We start from the raw sequence: 20,006 nt of genomic DNA, 5'->3' as shown, positions 1-20,006 counted from the left end.
AAAAACAATTCGGTTATATAAAATTTGTGTTAGGGAAGGCTTTAGTATGCACACACAAACAATATTTGAATTGAGCCAGGAAGCCGAAAGGCTGCTGCAACTCTCCTTGCAGAATCTTGAGGCACTAAGCACCATGCCTGCTGCGATGCTGGACAACGCCACGTCGGCCCTTACCGGCGAAACCAGCAATGTTTTACCTCTGCATTTTAGTACCCGTGGCTTAGAGGCGCAGCAGTCGATGCTGAATAATGAGCTGCGCAAAATTACCCGCCTGGAGATGGTGCTGGCGATCGTGGGCACCATGAAGGCCGGAAAGTCCACCACCATTAACGCCATTGTGGGCACGGAAGTGTTACCTAATCGCAATCGCCCGATGACTGCGTTGCCGACGCTGATCCGCCATACGCCTGGCCAGAAAGAGCCGGTGCTGCATTTTTCTCACGTCGCGCCTATTGATACATTAATAAAGCAAATGCAAAAAAAGCTCGCCAATTACGATCGCGGCAAGCTGGCGCAACAGTTAGAAATTGATAAAGATATGAATGCGCTACTTGGGCGTATTGAAACGGGTGAGGCATTTGAAAAACATTATTTAGGCGCGCAGCCGATATTTAATTGTTTAAAAAACCTGAACGATTTAGTCCGCCTTTCTCAGGCGCTGGGCACCGATTTTCCGTTCCCGGCCTATGCCGCGATCGAAAATATCCCGGTTATTGAGGTGGAATTTGTGCACCTGGCCGGGCTGGATGCTCATCTGGGGCAATTAACCCTGCTGGATACCCCAGGGCCGAACGAGGCCGGGCAGCCGCATCTGCAAAAAATGCTCACCGAGCAGCTCGCCCGCGCGTCGGCGGTGCTGGCGGTGATGGACTATACCCAACTGAAGTCGATTTCGGACGCCGAGGTGCGGCTGGCGATTTCCGCCGTCGGGAAATCGGTGCCGCTGTACGCGCTGGTCAATAAGTTCGATCAGAAAGACCGCAACAGCGATGATGAAGAGCAGGTGCGGGCGATGATCTCCGGCACCCTGATGAAGGGCCATATCTCCCCGGGCCAGATCTTCCCGGTGTCGTCGATGTGGGGATACCTGGCGAACCGGGCGCGTCACGAACTGGCGCTGCACGGTAAATTGCCTGACCACCAGGAGCAGCGCTGGGTGCAGGACTTTGCCGAAGCCGCGCTGGGTCGCCGCTGGCGGACCGCCGATCTGGATGATATTGAACACCTGCGCCACTCTGCCGATCTGTTGTGGGAAGACTCCCTGTTTGAGCAGCCGATCCGCAAGCTGATTTATGCCGCTTACGCCAACGCCTCGCTGTATGCGTTACGCTCCGCGTCACATAAGCTGCTGAACTACGCCCAGAACGCCCGCGAGTACCTGGATTTCCGCTATCAGGGGCTGACGGTGGCCTTCGACGAGTTGCAGCACAATATTACCCGTCTGGAAGATGACATGGCGCTGCTGCACTCCCGCCAGGCATCGGTGAGCGATGAGGTGCGGCATGAGGTGAGTCAGGCCCTGAGCGCCACAGATCTGTTTTTCGCCGCCCAGCAGAGCGAGATCAAGCGCGCCATCGGACATGTCTTCGATCCCGATAATATGCTCGACCTGGCGGGGTTTGACCCGCATAAGCAGCGTGCTGATGCCGCGGCGACGCCCGGCCAGCTGGTGCTGGAGGATGAAGGCCAGGCGCAAATCCTGTTGAGCAAAATCCGCTCTGCCTGTGAGCTGATCATGCTGGATGCGCAGGCAAAAATCGGTCGTGAACTGGCGCTGCGTTTCGACCAGCTGGAGTCTACGCTGGCGCGGGCGCTGAACGACGCCATGCGCCCGATTGAAACGCGCATTAAAGAGGAGTTGAGCCATGCCGGTTTCCGCGCTCGGATCAGCTTCCCGGCGTTTCAGGCCAGCCAGCTTAACTTCAATACCCGCGGGTTGTTCAGCGATGCCATCGCCGAGGAGAGTGAGCCTGCCGGTCAGTCCCAGGGCGCTGGCAGCGCGCTGCGCGAGACGGTCTCCCGCTGGTTGAACAATCCGGGCTGGGGCTGGGAAGATTACGTGATGACGCGAACGCGGTATGTTATTAACGTGTCACAGCTTCATGAGAAATTTAATCAGCATATTGATCACTTTTGTGAACAAATCCGTAAAGCTTTGTCCGCCCAGGTCGATGTCTCTGTTACAGCGGGTATGGCGACATTCTTCGCAGAATTCTCGTTATGCCTTGCAGGGTTACAGGAAAGCTTGCGTGATAGCCTCGCGGTGCGCCAGCAAAATGAGCATGCCACACGCGCGCTCAGCCAGCTGTTGCAGCAATGTATTACGACTGCGACGTGGATTCAGGAAGATACCCGACTGTTACGCGATGATATTCAAACGCTATTCGCGGCAGAGCAACCATGACAAAACAATTACTGGACGGTCCCGGACGGACGCTGGAATGCATACATCCTAAATTTATGGTCGACCTGGTGCAGGGGGCTGACGCGCAGCGTCACGCCTCTGTGGGGTCGCAACAGCAGCACTTTCGTGAACGTTTAACTCAGGAGATCATGGCGCAGGCTCAGCTTCGTCAGTGGGCGATGGGGGGAATGTTCAGCGAAAATGCTGTGCTGCGACTCGGGCTGGCGGAGAAGCTGGCGGGCATGGTTGATCCCGGCCACCTGGCGCTGACCCGCATGACCCAGGCGCTGAATACGATGCGCCAGCAGGCCAGCCTGCGCAATCAACCCGCCATTGGCCTGGTACATCAGTACGAAATCCTCTCCGCCCATTTCCATCAACGCGCGCAGTTTAAAGAGAAGGCGTTAACCCAGCGCGGGTTAACGGTGCAGGCTGGCGTTCACAGCGAACAGATTTTTACCCGCTGGCGGGCCGGACACTATGACGGCTGGTCGCTGGCCGGGCGCGGCTATGTGGTGCTGGAAGAGCTGCGCTGGGGGGCATTCGGTGACGCCTGTCGGCTGGCGAATGCGGATGTCAGCGCCATGCTCAAAGACAACCTGCGTAGCATGGTGGCCAACTACCTGGCGCAGGGGATCAATGCGGCCCCCACGACCCGTCATTTTTATCACCAGTGGCTGACCACACCCAGTACGCCGGGGATTATCGACCATAAAGATATGCTTGGCTGGCTGGGGGACTGGTGTGATGCCGACAGGCATCCGGTGTGCTGGTCGGTGACGCAGAGCTGGCAGAATGTGGCGCTGGGCATGCCGAGACTCTGTTCGGCGGCAAGGCTGGCAAAAGCGATGGTGGAAGAGGTGTTTGGAGAGTAGTTGATTCCCTCTCCCCTTTGGGGAGAGGGTTAGGGTGAGAGGAATATGCTGCACCGGTGGTTGTTCCGTTCACTTCCAGTCCATTGCTTCTCTGTTAATACGGAACCGGTGAACGTGCCAGGGTGGCTCAATCGCCACCACCCTGGCGACCCGGGCTCCCGGCAAAGAAAATCGCCGCTTCGCGGAATATTCGCCCCATCCCTGGGGCTCACCCCTACGGGGCCAGCGCAGGCGCTGTTCAAAATTGCTCCCGGCAATTTTGTCCTCAGCTTATTCCTTCAGGCTTTCGGGTCGGGCACCAGCCTGCATCCATGCAGGCTATGCCCTCTCGGCGCGTCCCTGCGCCTCGCTCCGGCCTTCCGGAAACGCTTCGGCAATTTTCAGCCGGACCAGGGAGCCGCTGTAAGGCATTTATTGTTCTGAAGGCACTGCACTGCTTTAAATGCAAAACCCTCCTTGTGGGGGAGGGCTTACATCTTAGTGGTGCAGAGATTCAACTACTTGCTGTTCCTCGGCTTTCGCCGGAACCTGACCAAAGCGTTTGGCATACAGCGCGGTGATAATTGGTACCAGAATCGCCGTCACGATGACGCTGGCGGCAACCAGCGCAGTGGCGGATGCGGCTACCGGTTCGAACGCCGGGTTAATCTGGGCGATAATAACCGGGTTCGCCACGGCAGCACCCGCTGCGGAAGAGGCGGCGACACCCGCAGTACCATTCCCTCCACCGATAACACGGTCGGCAATAATCAGCGGAATACCGGTGATAATGATAACCGCCACACCCAGCACGATACCCAGCAGGCCGGTATCCAGAATCACGTTCAGGTTGATGGTGTTACCCAGCGCGAAACCGAAGAACGGGATCAGTACCGGTGTCGCTTTGCTGAAGAAGTCGCGCAGATCGTGGTCGAGGTTGCCGAGGGCAAAACCGATCAGGAACGGCAGGATGGCACCGACAAAGTGGTGCGGTTCAAAGGAGGCCAGACCGGCGGAGCCGAGGATCAGCATGGTCATCAGTGGGCCGGATTCCAGAGACATCAGAACGAAGGCGCCGGACTCTTCTTTGGTGCCGTACTGGTTCATCAGGCTGGCGTAGAGGCCGCCGTTGGTCATGTCCATCGCAGAGACAATCGCCAGCACAGAGAGGCCCGCGAAGAAGCCGGTCTGAATGCCATTTTCCGGGATAAACATGGCGCAGATCATCGCCACTACCCATGCGACGGCAATTTTAGTAATAACCAGCGTGCCGGATTTACGTAATACCGTGCCCGTTGCGCGTAAATTAATGGAGGCGCCGATACAGAAGAACCATACCGCCAGAATCGGAACGGTTCCGGTAATCATGCCTTTAGTGAACCCACCAAAATAGGCTCCGGTATTAGGTGCTAAGGTATTTAAAATTGCACCCAGTACCAGCGGTACCAGCATCATCCCTCCGGGGATGCGTTCAATCGTGGCTTTAATCTTCATCATTAACCCTCACATCTCATCACGCATCGCCAGCGGACAAGAGATATTTAATAATCTAATGAATTCAACGAATTGTGACTTGAAGGTGTCAGGCGTTTCGTCGTTCATACAGCAGATATAACCAGTCTGGTTTTTTTAAACCTTCATCTGAAGGCCACCTGACTCGTTTTGACGCGCTTATGATGCGATCGTTGGAATGATGATTCAATGAAAATAAAACAGCGTTTTAGTTATCTCCATCACATATTTTAAGGAAACACGAATTGTGCATCTTGCTAATTAAAATGGCTGTGAATGCATTGTAAAAAAATGTCGTCTTTTTTTGATTTGACAGCAAATAATAACGGCTGAAAGCGTATTTTCAGAGGCGGGTATAAGAAAGAGCGCATTGGGGGTTATTTACAGTTTTGACACTTCCGTTAAAAACCTTAAACATATATGTGAAGTTGATCACAAATATAAACGCTGGTAGGGTATTGGCTCCATTTACAGCCCAGACAGGCGTCACAGGTTCGGTTGTACCGCTCCGAAAGGTCAGTGTAAGTAAACCTGCTACGCTTGAGAAAGGAGAATGCGCATGATGCGCTTCCCGGGTTCCACAGAGCGCGTTTTAGTGCGGTGGTGAGGACTGGGCTAATTTACGAGGATAGCCATGCTGAAAAGGAAAAAAGTAAAACCGATCACTCTGCGCGACGTTACCATTATTGATGACGGCAAGCTGCGCAAAGCGATCACCGCCGCCTCGCTCGGTAATGCGATGGAATGGTTCGATTTCGGTGTATACGGCTTCGTGGCCTATGCACTGGGTAAAGTCTTCTTCCCTGATGCCGATCCCAGCGTGCAGATGATTGCCGCCCTCGGGACCTTCTCTGTTCCCTTCCTTATCCGCCCGCTAGGGGGTCTGTTCTTCGGGATGCTGGGGGACAAGTATGGCCGCCAGAGGATCCTCGCGATTACCATTGTGATTATGTCGATCAGTACCTTCTGTATCGGCCTGATCCCGTCATATGCGAGCATCGGCATCTGGGCACCTATTCTGCTGCTGCTGTGTAAGATGGCCCAGGGCTTCTCGGTCGGGGGCGAATATACCGGCGCATCCATTTTTGTGGCCGAATACTCTCCTGACCGCAAACGCGGCTTTATGGGTAGCTGGCTTGATTTCGGCTCTATTGCCGGGTTCGTGCTGGGTGCTGGGGTCGTAGTGTTGCTCTCCACCGTGGTGGGCGAAGAGAACTTCCTCTCCTGGGGCTGGCGTATTCCGTTCTTCCTGGCGCTGCCGCTGGGGCTGATTGGCCTCTATCTGCGTCACGCGTTAGAAGAGACCCCGGCGTTCCAGCAGCATGTTGATAAGCTGGAGCAGGGCGATCGCGAAGGTCTGCAGGAAGGGCCAAAAGTCTCGTTCAAAGAGATCGCGACCCGTCACTGGCGTAGCCTGCTGACCTGTATTGGTCTGGTGATTTCCACCAACGTGACCTATTACATGCTCCTGACCTACATGCCGAGCTACCTGTCGCATAACCTGCACTATTCAGAAGATCACGGCGTGCTGATCATCATCGCCATCATGGTCGGGATGCTGTTTGTGCAGCCGATTATGGGCCTGTTGAGTGACCGCTTCGGACGTCGTCCGTTCATTATCCTCGGCAGTGTCGCGCTCTTTGTGCTGGCTATCCCGGCCTTCATAATGATTAACAGCGATGTGATCGGCCTGATTTTTGCTGGTCTGCTGATGCTGGCGGTGATCCTCAACTGCTTTATTGGTGTGATGGCCTCGACGCTGCCAGCGATGTTCCCGACGCACATCCGTTACAGCGCCCTGGCGGCAGCCTTTAACATCTCGGTACTGATTGCCGGCCTGACGCCGACGCTGGCGGCCTCGCTGGTGGAGAGCACCCAGAACCTGATGATGCCTGCTTACTATCTCATGGTCATTGCAGTGATTGGCCTGATTACCGGCCTTTACATGAAAGAGACGGCGAACCTGCCGCTGAAAGGGGCGACGCCTGCCGCGTCTGACCTTCAGGAAGCCAAAGAGATCCTGCGTGAGCACCACGACAACATTGAGCAGAAGATAGAAGATATCGATGCTGAAATTGCCGAGCTACAGGCGAAGCGTAGCCGGCTGGTCGATCAACATCCCCGCATTAATGAGTAAATAAAAAACCCGGCGCCCGCCGGGTTTTTTTTCATACCCAAATGGAATACAACGAAAGTTTATTGGCGGTTTTATTGAATAGTGCTTACGCTGTATATAAGCGGATGTCTCTATAAAATCGGCGCTTTCTTCTTTATAAGGGGTATGTATGCTGAGTTTTACACCCATCTAGTTGTTTACGCAGCCATCGTCTGAAATGCTGCCTCTTTTCGGTGACTGCTCTTTCCCCGAAACGGCATTTTACCTTTTTTAAATATATCCCTTGGTGCCACAGCACAAAAAAATAATACCGAGACTCATTCTAAGTAGGTCTGGACATGCTGAGAAATTCGCAAAAGATCACCCATGGAAGTTACTCAGTATTCATTAAATTAATTGATTTCTTCTCAATTAATTTAATTTTAATCCTGAGTGGATGGGTATTGGAAATGGAGTCGTTCGATACTGTAATTCTGATCAGCTTATTGTACTCGACCGCCTTTTTGCTGTTTGGTGAATACACGCAGTGCTATCTTTATCGACCTAAAAACAATAAGTTGCGAAATCAAAGACGTCTGTTTTTGACGGCTTTTTTTGCCATTCTTTTTATCGGCATGGTGCGTCTGCTGGTCGCGAAATTATACGCCCTGGGCTACGTCAGCTTTATCGATGTGCGCAATATTCCTGCCATGCCGCTCTGGTATGCCTCACCGGTCATTTTCCTGTACGTGGTTCGTCTGATTATTTTCAAGCTGTCAGCGAAAAAGAAAATAAGGGTGGCAATCATCGGGATTACCGATAACGGCCTGGCGGCGGAGCGGGCGCTGCGTCTGGAGTACGCCGACGTCCAGCTGGAGCTTGCCTTCTACGATGAACGCGGCCCGGAGCGCCTGGGCGAGCTGGCCACCAAAATTACCAGCCCCTATAACGGAACGGTGATCAAGCTGGTTGAAGAAGCCAATGCTGGCAGAGTCGATGAAATCTATATTGCCCTGCCGATGGTGGCGCTGGAGCGCATCCGCCATTTTCTGGCGATGATGTCCGACACCACCGTGGATACCTATATCGTGCCGGACTTTTACGCCTACAGCACCAACACCTCCCAGATCCGTTCCATCCACAACCTGCAGACCATCGGCATCTTTACCTCCCCGCTGGATGGCGGTGGATCGATTATTAAACGCGCAGAAGATCTGGTTTTGGGCAGCGTGATTATGGTAATGATTGTCGTGTTAATGATCGCTATTGCCATCGGTATCAAACTCACTTCACGTGGGCCTGTTTTCTTCAAACAGGATCGCTATGGCCTGAGCGGGCAGAAGATTAAAGTCTGGAAGTTTCGGACGATGAAGGTGATGGAAAACACCGACAAGGTGGTTCAGGCGACACGAGACGACCCTCGCGTCACCCGCTTTGGCGCATTCTTACGTCGGACATCTCTGGATGAACTGCCGCAGTTCATTAATGTAATACAGGGGAATATGTCTATTGTCGGTCCACGACCGCACGCCGTGGCGCACAATGAGCTTTACCGTAAGCAAGTCGAAAATTACATGATTCGCCACAAAGTAAAGCCTGGGATCACAGGTTTAGCGCAAATTAATGGCTATCGTGGCGAAATTGATGCGCTATATAAAATGGAAAAGCGAGTCCAGTACGACATTGAATATATTCAGAACTGGTCCTTTTGGTTAGATATAAAAATCATCATTAAAACCATTTTTAAGGGATTTGTCGGTAAGAATGCATACTAAAATTATTATTATCGCTGGGATTATAGCGTCTCCGGTCGCTCTGGCAGATTTAACACCAAAATCACACATTGGCTGGGCAGGCATCGACTTTAAAAGCCACGTGGGTGTGGATTATGGGCATAACGATAACGTGACCTTCCAGCATCACGATAGCGACGCCAAAGGCTCCGACTTTCAGGGGCTGAAGCCCGTTATAAGCCTGAACGGCGAGCGGGGCCAGGATAAGTACCTGTTGATGTACTCCGGGGATTATCGTCACTACTCCAGCGATTCTACGGACGATTATGACGATCACGTTTTCCGCTTTAACGGGGACTGGCGTTTTGGTCTGATGCACGGCTTGAGCCTGAAACTGGAAGATTCGCTCGGCCATGAGGAGCGCGGGCGTGGCGTGACGGAGGGGTTCCTGCCTGAACAATTCCGGCAATTTGGCGTCACGTCACCCTTAACCACCAATCTGTTTAACAGCGAGCTACGCTATAGTTATGGCGCACCGAACGGACGTGGGCGGGCTGACCTGGCACTGATGCACCGTGAGTGGACCTTTGGCAATACTGGCCAGGTTGAAAGCAAGGATGAGGACTTTGCGCAGTATATCAGGGAGCAGGAGTGGGACGAAAATACCCTCATTGCAGAAATTTTCGATCAGTACACATCTAAGACGCGTTTTCGCTATAGTTTTATTACCAACCAGTTTCGTTATGGCCATGCGTCAGAAAAAGACAGTAATGAATATTATTTGCGTTATGGGATTCAGTCGCAAGTAACGGGTAAAACAAACGTCGACGCAAACGTGTCGTGGCTCTATAAAACGTTTGAAAATAACCCCGGTTCAAAGGATTTCAACGGGATTAACTGGGATATTCTGGGTGAGTGGCGACCTCTTCAACAGTCAATTTTTACGTTAAGAACATCCCAAAGTATTAAAGATCCCTCCGAAGCTGGCGGATATAATTTAGTGACGGAATACGGCGTCTCCTACAAACATCTCTGGATGAATGACCGCTTAACGACGTTGCTTGATTATGCATACATCACGGAAGACTACAAAGATCAGGACAAAGATCGTCACGACAAGAATGGCGTGTTTTCTTTTATCGTAGGTTATGACCTCACACCATCGATTAACTTTGGTGTGGAATATCATCTTGATACGCTTAAGTCTAATAAAGATACAGATACCTTTACCATCGGCCCCAACGACGATCGCGTAGTGACCGAAACGTTGGGCTATGATCAATCTTTGATTATGCTTACAGCTAAGGTTCAGATTTAAAATGAAAATAATGAAACTGTGCGCATTTTTACTCCTCAGCATTGTTTTCGCCGGCTGCAAATCAACGCAGCCGACGCTAATGGACAATAGCGTGGTTGATACAGCAAATTATTTACTCGGGGCCGGTGATACCGTCAACATTAACGTTGCCGGTCAACCTGACCTGACCATGAAAGTAGTACTTGATAATAGTGGGGCTATTAATTACCCCTATATTGGCAAGCTTGAATTAAAGGGCAAAACCGCCAGTCAGGTCGATGCAGAGATTACGCAACGCCTGCAAAAAGGGTTTGTGCTCAATCCCATGGTGACGGTGAATATTGCTGAATTCCGCAAATTCTATATCTCTGGTGAGATCGAGAATCCTAATGGTTATGCCTATGAACCGGGGCTGACCGTGGAAAAAGCGATTGCGTTAGGCGGGGGATATACCGACCGTGCAGACCGCAGCGATCTCAGTATTCGACAATCATCCACTGGCGAGTTACTCGAAAATGTTGATGTGACTCACTCCGTGCTCCCCGGTGATCTCGTAATTATTGGCATAGGGTTCTTCTGACCATGAAACTATCAATAGTGGAAAATGGCAAAAAACGAGAAAGCGCTATCGATATCTCCAGATTTGCCAGTGAAATTAAAAAGAACTCCTGGAAAATCCTTCTCTCCGGCATCATTGCCGGGGCGATTGCCTGGCCACTAATGAGTTTAATGCCGTCAAAATATGTCTCTACTGCCACGGTCCTGCTCAAAGCCCAGCCCGATAATGTGACCCCTTTCCAGAAGGTAGAGGGGTACGACTCAACCCGTAACGGTTATTACGAAACCCAAAACGCGCTGATGCAGTCGCGCGTTGTGCTGGAGCAGGCGGTTCGCACCATGAAGCTGGACCAAAATCCAGCGTTCAACGGTAACGACGACGGCGCAGCGGGGAAAGAGAACGAGCAGCAGCGGATCGAAAATGCGCTGAAGACGCTGAACAAAAACCTCACCATTAACAGCGTGCGCACGACCCATCTGGCCACCGTCTCGTATGAGTCAACCTCGCCGCAGCTGTCGGCAGACATTGCTAACGGGGTGGCCGAATCCTTTATCAGTTACAGCTTAGGGCTGAAGCAAGAGAAAACGCGGCAGGCCAGCGAAGATACCCAGCACAAGCTGGCGTTGCTCAAGGAGCAGATGATCCAGCAAAAAACGGCGCTGGATAACTATCTGGCAAAAGCGGGGTTACTGACCTTCCGTGGCGTTGACGGTTTTGAAACCGAACAGATGGGTATTGTCACTAACCGGCTGGCGAATGCCACCGAACGCCGGGTAGCCGCGGAATCTCTCTATAACGAAGTGCGTTCCGGTAGCGGTAACGTCATCTCGCTGCCGTCGATTTCAAATCATGCCCAGATCCAGGATTTACGCATTGCGTTGATCCAGGCAAACAGCGAGCTTTCTCAACTGGAGAAAACGTACGGGCCACAGCACGACAAAGTGATCCAGGCGCGGGCGCGTATCAGCGCAATCCAGGCGCAAACGGCGATGACGCTGCGAGAACAGCAGGCCGGATTACGCCAGAACTATGAAGCGGCGCTGGCGGATGAAAAAAATTACCAGAAGCAGCTGGATGAACAGAGAGCGAACTTCCAGAGGCTGTCGATGAAGCGTGATGGCTACAACGAGCTGAAGCTGGCGCTGGATAAAACGGAAGAGATGTACAAGGTGATCTACCAGCGTACGCAGGAGCTGACGCTGCCGGGCACCTATACCGATGCCGACGCGGAGATCTACGATCCGGCCGTGCCCGCCGCGCGTCCAGTGAAGCCGAACAAACCGCTGCTGATGCTGATGATCGTGCTGCTGGTGATGCTCTTCTACGTGATGTACATCATGGTGAAAGCCGCGACGGATCGGTCAGTGAATACCCTCAGCCAGATGCAGAAACGGCTTAACCTCATGCCGCTGGGTGAAATCCGCCGTTTCAAAGGCGTGGGAGGACGGGGCAAAATCCGCGACCTGATGACCAGCGATCCGCTGAATGCCGACATCATTCATAGCATACGCACGCAGATCATGCTGAACAGCCATCCGTTGCAGGTCATCGCCGTGACGTCGGCGGAAGCGGGCGAGGGGCGGTCACTGCTGGCCAACCTGCTGGCGAACTCTTTTAGCTTCGATCAGAAAACCCTGCTTATCGATATGGACTTCTTCAACAACGACGGACTGTCGGGCGAGCTGGCCTCCCCGAAAGCACCGGGCGTGGCAGAAGTGCTACGCGGTGAGGGCGACACTGACACGGTCCTGGTGAAGGTTAACGATAAGCTCGACTTCTTGCCGCGCGGTAATACCCCGGTCTCCGCGCTGCTGCTGCTGTCGCCTGAACGCCTGAAACCGCTGCTCGATACGCTGCGTAGCCGTTATCAGCGCATCATCATTGATGCGGCCGCGGTTAACCAGAGCCAGGAGGTGCAACTGGTGAGCCAGGTGACGGACGGGCTGCTCTTCGTTCTGAAAGCGGGCCAGAACCGTGCCGATACCCTTGCACAAGCCGTTGATAAAGTGGCCAGCGATCGCTGCGTGGTCATTGGCGGAGTGCTGAATCAGGTAGTGGATAAAAATCTGGAGAGCAAAGAGGGGCTGCGTTCACTTAATTACCATACCCATGAACTGATGAATAACACAGGCCGGGCATGAGTTTACTCAGGAGCGCCTCCACGATCGCGGGCTCATCAGTTATTTCACAACTGATTGGCGCCCTGTCGATCTGGCTCATTTCGCATAAGTACGATCTTGGCGAAGTGGGGCTTTACGCGCTCAACTACAGTATCGCCCTGATCGGGGCACAGGTGTGTACCTTTGCCTCGCAGCTGTTGATTCCCCGGCAGCAGGATGACGAGCTGGCGCAGAACGTGGTGTTTTGTCTCCTGCAAAGCCTGACGATTGCTGTTCCCTATGCCGTGCTGACGGGCTGGTTGTTTCATCAGAATATGCTGTTTCTTTATCTGCTTACGCTCTCGAATACCTGGGTGCTGGTGGCAGAAAACCTGTCGCTGCGCACGGCAAACTTCCGTTTTCTGGTGGTGCAGCGCATTTCCGTCTCGGTCGTGGTGGTGGTGTCGGTCCTCCTCACCCGCGAGGTGATGGCGTTTTACTGGATGTGGGCGATCCTGATGATGGCGCTGACCAGCGCCTGCATTGTGCGGGCCTTTGATATTCGCTCCATCACCCTGCATCACCTGCGGCTCTCCAGTAATCTGGCGTTTCTGAAAAAAAATATTCATCACGTCACGAAGGTGGGCAGTGCCGAAGTGCTGGCGATGGCGAACAACAATCTTCCGATTATGCTGATCAACTTCTGGTTCTCGGCCTTAACGGCGGGTTACTTTTCGGTGGTCAGCCGCTTCTGTCTGGCCCCGGTGGTGATTGTCGGCAATGCGGTGCGCAATACCATTTTCTCGAAATGGTCGATTGATTTCAGAAACAACGTCTTCAATTACGAAGAGTACACAAAGGTCCGTCTGCTGCTGCTGGTGCTGGGTGTGATCTGCACGCTGGGCGTGTTTATCTTCTACCCGATTGTGATGAATCTGGGTTTCAGCGAGGAGTGGATCGCCTCCGTGCCAACCTCGCGCTACATGTTGCCGTACCTGTTCCCGGCGCTGGCGGTCTGTCCGCTGACGGTCATAGAGCTGATCTTCGGCTCGCACCGCTATTTCCTGCGGATCCAGCTTGAGCAACTGGCGATCGTGGTGATCGCTTTTGTCGTTGTGCCCTATTTCTACAATGACTACGCGACATCCATCATATTATTTTCGATTCTGACGTTTATCCGCTACGCCTTTATCTACCTGAAGGTAAACAAGCGCGCCGACATTCTGAAAAACGGGTCAGTGACATCATGAATCTTAATACCGGACATTATTTACAAAGCCTCGCACTGCTGACCCTGATCTTCTGCGGGCTGGTGCAGTATTTCACGGGGGAGCTGGCGGTGCTGTGGCTGCCCTTTGTCATGACGCTGATCATGGCCGGTTTTCTGGTGCTGCAGAGCCGCGATGAACCCGTGCGGATGGATGCCCAGGAGACGATTATCCTGACGCTGTATGGCGCCTTTATCGTGCTGTCCGGTATTTCGACCCTCTTCCAGGGCGGGGCGCTGATTACCCTTATCGGGTTCAAGAACGAAATTGGACTGTCGCTGGTGATGCTCTGCCTGCTGCTGGGGTTCTGTCGGGAATCGCAGATCTATCAGGTGACCCGGGCGCTGTACTGGGTCTTTTACATTCAGTTCCCGGTGGCGATTTACCAGCTGATTTTTGTTCTGCCGGAGCGCGTAGCGCTTCGCGGCGAGGCGGAAAAATGGGACTCCGTGGTGGGGACCTTTGGCGGCGATCCTATGGGCGGCGGCAATACAGCCGCCATGGGGCTGTTTTGTCTGCTGATCATGCTGCTGAAAGTCTCGGAATATAAGCATGGGCTGACCAGCTTCAAATCCATGGCGCTGCATATCGTGCTGGGGTTTGTGATGTGCATCATTGGCGAAGTCAAATTCGTGATCCTGCTATCGCCCCTGCTGCTGGGCTGGGTGTGGCTGACCCCCTCTTGGGTCAAAGAGGCGAGTAAAGTTAACCTGGCCGTGCTGCTCTCTATTCTGCTCGGCATGGCGCTGCTGATCGTGCTGGCAGTCGTCGCGCTGGCCTATACTTACACCTCGGCCTATGGCGTGGACACGGCGGAGAACCCCTTTGTGGTCTTCCTCGACTCCATGAGCTACATCTTCGATCCCGATTTTATTACGCCTGGCGGGGAGGTGGGACGATTTACCTCTCTGCTGTTCTGGGCACAGCATAACGATCTGTCCGGGCTACCGGGAACGCTGTTCGGCTACGGTCTGAACGCCACCAACAGCGGCAGCTCCGTCTCTCCGGGCTTTCTGCATCAATACTACAACCTGTATCTCGATAGTACGTCCCTGAGTATGTTGTTATGGGAAGTGGGCATTGTGGGGACGTTGCTGTTTGTGGGCTTGTTTATCTACATCCTGAAGGCGGTCCGGCCTCAGCCGCTGCTGTCGGTTGAGCAGCTTGATAAGCCGGACGTGCAGCTGCTGAGCTTTGCCCCGGCGTTTAACGTCTTCGCCATCGCCTGTCTGCTCAGCCTGCCCTACAGCCAGATACTGATGATTACGCCGATGTTGCAGTTGTTGTTTTACATGTCGTTAGGTTCCAGTTTGATTATTCGCCGGACCGTACGCCGTTATACGGGGCTTTATTGATGTACAAACCGTTTATTACCGTAAGTATCAAAACCTTTAACGAAGCCGAATGTATTGAGAAAACCATCGACAGTATTCGCCGCCAGATCGGTGAGTATCCGCATAAGATTATTGTGGCCGACAGTCTCTCAACAGATAACACCCAGCAACTGGCCAGCGATAAAGGGGTGATGGTGGTGTCGTTAACCGAGCCGACAGACCGCTGCTGCGGTGTTGGACATCAGCTGGGCTACCTTCACAGCGAAGGGGAGTTCATCCTGCTGATGGATGGCGATATGGAGCTGGAGCCAGGTTTTATCGATCATGCGGTGACGTTTTTGCAGAACAACCCAACGTACGCTGGCGTGGCCGGTACGGTGGAGATGGACGACGCCTCAAACTACGAATTCACCTCCCGCAAGCAGCGCATTAATAAAATCTACCCGCTGGGCGACAGCGACCATCTGGGCGGCGGCGGTCTGTACCGTCTGTCGGCCATCGCCGATATCGGCTATCTGACCAACCGCAGCCTGCACGCCTATGAAGAGGCGGAGTTAGGTATTCGTCTGCTGGCCGCGGGCTATAAACTGCATCGCCTGAACGTGCCCTATTTCCGGCATACCTCTTATACGATGCCGACCTTCAGAATGCTGCGCTATCGCTGGAAGAGCGGCTTCCATCAGGCTCCCGGCGAGCTGCTGCGCAGTGCATGGGGTAAACCCTGGTTCCGCGATGCGCTGATGATGGTGAAAAACGAAGTGATCTTTGCGAGTTACATCCTCATCGTGGTGATTGCCTTTTTCACCTTCGACGTCAGCCTGATTGATATTGCGCTGTTGCCGCTGCTGGCCTTTATCCTGCTAAAAACCATTCGCAACCGCTCGTTAAAAAACGGCTTGAACAGCGTGATTAACCTCGCCGTGCTCTCTGCCGGGCTGATAAAAGGCCTTTTCCGCCCGCAGCGCGATCCCCGGATCCCGCCGGACAATAAAGTTATTCATGAACAGGTAGAGTAATGAAAGTCTTACTGGTGAATAAGTTCTTCTTTATCAAGGGAGGAGCGGAGACGGTCTATTTTCAGGAACGCAACATGCTGAAAGAGGCCGGTGTGGAGGTGATCGATTTCTCCATGCAGCATGAGAAGAACTTCCCCTCGGCGTATGCCGAACACTTCGTCAGCAATGTTGATTACCACAACGGGGGAGGCCTGCTGGCGGGGGCGAAGACCGCTATCAACTTTATTCACAACCGGGAGGCCTGTAAAAAAATGCGGGCGCTGATGGAGCAGACGCGCCCGGAGATCGTCCATTTCCACAATATCTATCACCAGCTGACGCCGGCCCTGATCAAGGTCGCCCGGGATTTCGGCTGCAAAACCGTCCTGACCGCCCACGACTATAAGATTATGTGCCCTTCGTATTCGATGCTGCGCGACGGCAAAGTGTGCGATGCGTGCGTTACGGGCAGCGTGTTTAATGCGTTTCGCTATCGTTGTCAGGAAGGCTCGGCGGCGAAGAGCCTGCTGCTGTCGCTGGAGGCGACCTGGCAGTACATCGCGCAAAATTATCAGGCGCTGGACGTGATTGTCTCGCCGAGCGAGTTTCTGCGTAACGAGCTGAAACGCTCGCTGCCGGACTCCCGCATCGATGTGATTGTGAACGGTATCGACGACAGCCACACCCCGGAAGCCGGCACGGATCAAGGTTATCTGCTGTACGTCGGGCGACTGAGCCGGGAGAAAGGGGTTCCGACCCTGGCCCGGGCGCATCAGTTAATGCGCAATAACATCCCCTTAAAAATTGTCGGCCACGGGCCGCTGTATGACGAGATGGTGGTGGACTATCCCAACGCAGAGTTCCTCGGCTATGTGCAACAAGGCCCGGCGCTGGATGCGCTAATCCAAAATGCCCGGGCCGTGGTGCTGCCGTCAGAGTGTTATGAAAACTGCTCCATGGCGGTGCTGGAGGCGATGTCCTTCGCCCGGGCAGTGGTGGGAGCACGCATTGGCGGGATCCCGGAGCAGATACGTCACGGTGTGGAAGGATTGCTGTTTGAACCTGGCAACGCTCAGGATCTGGCCGATGCGCTGGACGTGATGGCGGAAAACCCGGCGCAGGCCCATGAGATGGGGCTGAAAGGCCGGGTACGGCTGTGCCAGAAATACTCACTGCGCAAGCACATGGACACGTTGCTGTCGCTCTATCGCGAGCTGCTCGCCAGGCCATAATATGCCAAAAAAAATCACAGTATTGGGTACGCGCGGGATCCCCGATGTGTTAGGCGGCGTTGAAACCCATTGTCAGAATTTGTACCCGGCTATCCGGCAGCAATATGACGTGGAGATTTGCGTGATTGCCCGGTCACCTTATGTGCCTTATCGCCGCTCGAGCTATAAAAATGTCGAGACGCTGGCGATCTGGGCGCCCAAAAAACGCAGTTTCGAAGCCATCGTGCATTCTGTTATTGCTGCGTTGAGGACATTTGTTGACCGATCCGATATTGTGCATGTTCACGCCATCGGACCTGGCCTGGTGGTGCCGTTGTTACGCCTGATGGGCAAACGTGTGGTCTTTACCCACCATGGGCCGGACTACGAGCGCCAGAAGTGGGGCCAGATGGCGAAAAAAATTCTGATGCTCGGCGAGAAAATGGCGGTGAAGTATGCCCACGAAGTGATTGTGATTTCTGAGGTGATCAACCAGTTGATCCAGCAGAAATACCATCGCTACGACGCGCATCTGGTCTATAACGGTGTTAACGTGCCGGAGCCACTGGCTGACGAGACGATCGACAGGATCCTCGGACGTTATGAGTTACAGCCCAGGCGCTATATCGTGATGGTCGGGCGATTCGTGGAAGAGAAGGGGATGCATGATGCCATCGCCGCTTACCAGCAATCGGGCCTGACCCTGCCGCTGGTGTTGGTCGGGGATGCGGATCATGACACGGAGTACAGCATCCACCTGAAGCAGCTTGCGTTTAAGACGCCGGGCGTTGTCATGACCGGCTTTTTAAAAGGTGAGGCGCTGCAGGTCGTTTTCTCGCAGGCCTCGCTGTTTGTGATGCCCTCTTACCATGAGGGATTGCCCATTGCGCTGCTGGAGGCGATGTCATTTTCCCTCCCGGTGGTGGTGAGCGATATTTTGCCGAACCTTGAGGTCGGCTTACCGGCTGAGACCAGTTTTAAGCTGGGTAATGTCGCTGATTTGGCCGATAAAATGACCCGTTGGGCGAACGCGCCCCGGATTGATTACGGTGATTTTTTGCAGCGTTACAACTGGGATGAAATCGCCAGAAAAACCGTGTCCATTTACCATAGATTAGATAAAACAATAGGTTAAATTTGACCAGTAACACCAGACACCCGATTGTTATCGATCGTTTTTATGAAGTTCTTGATAAGGACGTGAGTGCCCAACTGACCCCGGAGCAAAAAGAGGAGATCGAGAACGCGATTGTCTCGATTACCCTGGCAACGCGGCACCGGATCGACATCCGTAAAAGTTTTCCTTTCTTCGGCAAACGCCTCTATATGGTGTTCTTACTGGGGCGGGATCTGCGCGCCCGCTCGCGCCCGGAGTCGAAGCTGTCGCGGATCGTGGTGACCTTTCTTATCCTGTTCGCCACGCTGTTCTTGCTGTGTTGCGTGCTGCTGACGCTGTATATGATCAAATCCGCGCTGGGAATAGACATCTTCCAGCACTTTCACGTCGGGATTTGGGACTGGTGGCTCAACCTGAAATACCAGTAGCTAACGGGTGCCGGATGCGGGCACCTGTTTGCCTTGCCCTGTCTCAGGCGCTGTAGCCGCCGGGATTGTTCTTCTGCCAGTTCCAGGCATCGCGCATCATCTCCTCCAGGTTGCGCGTGGCCTGCCATCCCAGATGCTGACGTGCGAGCGAAGAATCTGACCAGCACTCTGCCACGTCGCCGGAACGTCTGCCGACCACCCGGTAATTGATTTTGGTCTGGGCAGCTTTTTCAAAAGCCTTAATCAGATCAATCACCGAATAGCCCACCCCGGTCCCGAGATTGATGGCCTTAAACGCCTCGCCATCGGCTTTATGATCCAGTGCGGCCAGGTGACCATGGGCGAGATCCATCACGTGAATATAGTCGCGCACGCCGGTGCCGTCCGGCGTCGGATAGTCATCCCCAAAGACGGTCAGACATGGCAGCTTGCCGATAGCGACCTGAGAGATATAGGGCACAAGATTATTCGGGATACCGTTCGGATCTTCTCCCAGACGCCCGGAAGGGTGTGCGCCAACGGGATTAAAATAGCGCAGGCAGGTGATCCTGAAGTGCGGCTCGGCAACGGAGTAATCCCGTAAAATATGCTCCACCATCAGCTTCGACGTTCCATACGGGTTGGTGGTGCCGCCGGTTCGCGACTGTTCGCTTAAAGGAACCGATTCGGGATTGCCGTACACCGTGGCCGATGAGCTGAAAATAAGACTGTGTACGCCCGCACGCTGCATTTCATCCAACAGCACCATGGTCCCGACGACATTATTTTCATAATAGGCGAGGGGACGTGCAATGGAATCTGAGACGGATTTAAGTCCAGCGAAATGGATAACGTCGGTAATGTTATGTTGCCTGAAAAGCGTTTTTAACGCATCGCGATCCAGAATATCCGCGATACAGACCACCGGCTTTTTACCCGTTAATTCTGCGACCCGGATTAATGACTCCTGCGAGGCATTGGAAAGGTTATCGATGACGACCACCTCTTCGCCTCTTTCCAGTAATGCTAACACCGTATGTGAACCAATATAGCCTGCTCCACCCGTGACCAGAATTGCCATAATAAATCCCCCAAAAAGCCAGCAACTGCCGGCACAAAAA

15 protein-coding genes are annotated in these 20,006 nt (G+C 53.5%); 13 read left to right on the top strand and 2 right to left on the bottom strand.

From position 1 onward, the window contains the following. The first annotated feature begins 46 nt into the window (after positions 1-46). Positions 47-2,404, top strand: a complete 2,358-nt coding sequence (gene crfC, locus C3F35_RS10050) for a clamp-binding protein CrfC (protein ID WP_032616102.1) — start codon at positions 47-49, stop codon at positions 2,402-2,404. Next, positions 2,401-3,279, top strand: a complete 879-nt coding sequence (locus C3F35_RS10045; RefSeq protein ID WP_032616104.1) for a diguanylate cyclase regulator RdcB family protein — start codon at positions 2,401-2,403, stop codon at positions 3,277-3,279. Before crfC ends, C3F35_RS10045 begins: the two co-directional genes overlap by 4 nt. A 477-nt stretch (positions 3,280-3,756) precedes the next feature. Here C3F35_RS10045 and kdgT read toward each other — a convergent pair whose 3' ends face one another. After that, a complete protein-coding gene (gene kdgT, locus C3F35_RS10035; protein ID WP_059308919.1) occupies positions 3,757-4,752 on the bottom strand; it encodes a 2-keto-3-deoxygluconate transporter in 996 nt (331 codons plus the stop codon). A 652-nt stretch (positions 4,753-5,404) separates the two neighbouring features. On the opposite strand from kdgT, the gene proP reads away from it, so the two are divergent. The 11 genes from proP (at position 5,405) to C3F35_RS09980 (ending at position 18,906) form a co-directional block, all read left to right on the top strand. Then, positions 5,405-6,907 (top strand): glycine betaine/L-proline transporter ProP, encoded by a 1,503-nt coding sequence (gene proP / locus C3F35_RS10030; protein ID WP_032616111.1) that lies wholly within the window; start codon positions 5,405-5,407, stop codon positions 6,905-6,907. Between the two features lie 317 nt (positions 6,908-7,224). After that, positions 7,225-8,640 carry an undecaprenyl-phosphate glucose phosphotransferase gene (locus C3F35_RS10025; protein WP_032616113.1) on the top strand — a complete coding sequence of 472 codons (1,416 nt, stop codon included), beginning with the start codon at positions 7,225-7,227 and terminating at the stop codon, positions 8,638-8,640. Continuing rightward, complete coding sequence (locus C3F35_RS10020) at positions 8,630-9,916, top strand: outer membrane beta-barrel protein (RefSeq protein WP_103793106.1); 1,287 nt, start codon at positions 8,630-8,632, stop codon at positions 9,914-9,916. Before C3F35_RS10025 ends, C3F35_RS10020 begins: the two co-directional genes overlap by 11 nt. A gap of 1 nt (position 9,917) precedes the next feature. Next, a complete protein-coding gene (locus C3F35_RS10015; RefSeq protein ID WP_032616118.1) occupies positions 9,918-10,475 on the top strand; it encodes a polysaccharide biosynthesis/export family protein in 558 nt (185 codons plus the stop codon). Positions 10,476-10,477: 2 nt separating this feature from the next. After that, positions 10,478-12,595 carry a GumC family protein gene (locus C3F35_RS10010; RefSeq protein ID WP_032616120.1) on the top strand — a complete coding sequence of 706 codons (2,118 nt, stop codon included), beginning with the start codon at positions 10,478-10,480 and terminating at the stop codon, positions 12,593-12,595. Beyond that, complete coding sequence (locus C3F35_RS10005; protein WP_103793107.1) at positions 12,592-13,803, top strand: lipopolysaccharide biosynthesis protein; 1,212 nt, start codon at positions 12,592-12,594, stop codon at positions 13,801-13,803. Before C3F35_RS10010 ends, C3F35_RS10005 begins: the two co-directional genes overlap by 4 nt. Next, positions 13,800-15,176: a hypothetical protein gene (locus C3F35_RS10000; protein ID WP_032616125.1), complete on the top strand. Its 1,377-nt coding sequence runs from the start codon at positions 13,800-13,802 to the stop codon at positions 15,174-15,176. The genes C3F35_RS10005 and C3F35_RS10000 overlap by 4 nt, the downstream gene beginning before the upstream one ends. After that, on the top strand, positions 15,173-16,171 hold the full coding sequence (locus C3F35_RS09995) for a glycosyltransferase (RefSeq protein WP_098946280.1): 999 nt from the start codon (positions 15,173-15,175) through the stop codon (positions 16,169-16,171). Before C3F35_RS10000 ends, C3F35_RS09995 begins: the two co-directional genes overlap by 4 nt. Then, positions 16,171-17,382 (top strand): glycosyltransferase family 4 protein, encoded by a 1,212-nt coding sequence (locus C3F35_RS09990; RefSeq protein ID WP_103793108.1) that lies wholly within the window; start codon positions 16,171-16,173, stop codon positions 17,380-17,382. Before C3F35_RS09995 ends, C3F35_RS09990 begins: the two co-directional genes overlap by 1 nt. A gap of 1 nt (position 17,383) precedes the next feature. After that, positions 17,384-18,496 (top strand): glycosyltransferase family 4 protein, encoded by a 1,113-nt coding sequence (locus C3F35_RS09985; RefSeq protein WP_032616132.1) that lies wholly within the window; start codon positions 17,384-17,386, stop codon positions 18,494-18,496. 2 nt (positions 18,497-18,498) lie between these two features. Further along, positions 18,499-18,906, top strand: coding sequence for a hypothetical protein (locus C3F35_RS09980; RefSeq protein ID WP_077226960.1), 408 nt, complete (start codon positions 18,499-18,501; stop codon positions 18,904-18,906). 43 nt (positions 18,907-18,949) lie between these two features. On the opposite strand, the gene galE is transcribed toward C3F35_RS09980, so the two are convergent. Further along, a complete protein-coding gene (galE, locus tag C3F35_RS09975) occupies positions 18,950-19,966 on the bottom strand; it encodes a UDP-glucose 4-epimerase GalE (protein WP_077226961.1) in 1,017 nt (338 codons plus the stop codon). Positions 19,967-20,006 lie beyond the last annotated feature (40 nt).

The organism is Leclercia sp. LSNIH3 (genome assembly GCF_002935105.1).
Taxonomy (GTDB): Bacteria; Pseudomonadota; Gammaproteobacteria; order Enterobacterales; family Enterobacteriaceae; genus Enterobacter; species Enterobacter adecarboxylatus.
The sequence above is the reverse complement of the archived record's forward strand: the minus strand, read 5'-3'. Positions and strand labels throughout refer to the sequence as shown.

Excerpts from the sequence above, each read along its gene's own strand:
- crfC (WP_032616102.1), top strand. The coding sequence starts at position 47 with ATGCACACACAAACAATATTTGAATTGAGCCAGGAAGCCGAAAGGCTG.
- C3F35_RS10045 (WP_032616104.1), top strand. The coding sequence starts at position 2,401 with ATGACAAAACAATTACTGGACGGTCCCGGACGGACGCTGGAATGCATA.
- kdgT (WP_059308919.1), bottom strand. The coding sequence starts at position 4,752 with ATGAAGATTAAAGCCACGATTGAACGCATCCCCGGAGGGATGATGCTG.
- proP (WP_032616111.1), top strand. The coding sequence starts at position 5,405 with ATGCTGAAAAGGAAAAAAGTAAAACCGATCACTCTGCGCGACGTTACC.
- C3F35_RS10025 (WP_032616113.1), top strand. The coding sequence starts at position 7,225 with ATGCTGAGAAATTCGCAAAAGATCACCCATGGAAGTTACTCAGTATTC.
- C3F35_RS10020 (WP_103793106.1), top strand. The coding sequence starts at position 8,630 with ATGCATACTAAAATTATTATTATCGCTGGGATTATAGCGTCTCCGGTC.
- C3F35_RS10015 (WP_032616118.1), top strand. The coding sequence starts at position 9,918 with ATGAAAATAATGAAACTGTGCGCATTTTTACTCCTCAGCATTGTTTTC.
- C3F35_RS10010 (WP_032616120.1), top strand. The coding sequence starts at position 10,478 with ATGAAACTATCAATAGTGGAAAATGGCAAAAAACGAGAAAGCGCTATC.
- C3F35_RS10005 (WP_103793107.1), top strand. The coding sequence starts at position 12,592 with ATGAGTTTACTCAGGAGCGCCTCCACGATCGCGGGCTCATCAGTTATT.
- C3F35_RS10000 (WP_032616125.1), top strand. The coding sequence starts at position 13,800 with ATGAATCTTAATACCGGACATTATTTACAAAGCCTCGCACTGCTGACC.
- C3F35_RS09990 (WP_103793108.1), top strand. The coding sequence starts at position 16,171 with ATGAAAGTCTTACTGGTGAATAAGTTCTTCTTTATCAAGGGAGGAGCG.
- C3F35_RS09985 (WP_032616132.1), top strand. The coding sequence starts at position 17,384 with ATGCCAAAAAAAATCACAGTATTGGGTACGCGCGGGATCCCCGATGTG.
- galE (WP_077226961.1), bottom strand. The coding sequence starts at position 19,966 with ATGGCAATTCTGGTCACGGGTGGAGCAGGCTATATTGGTTCACATACG.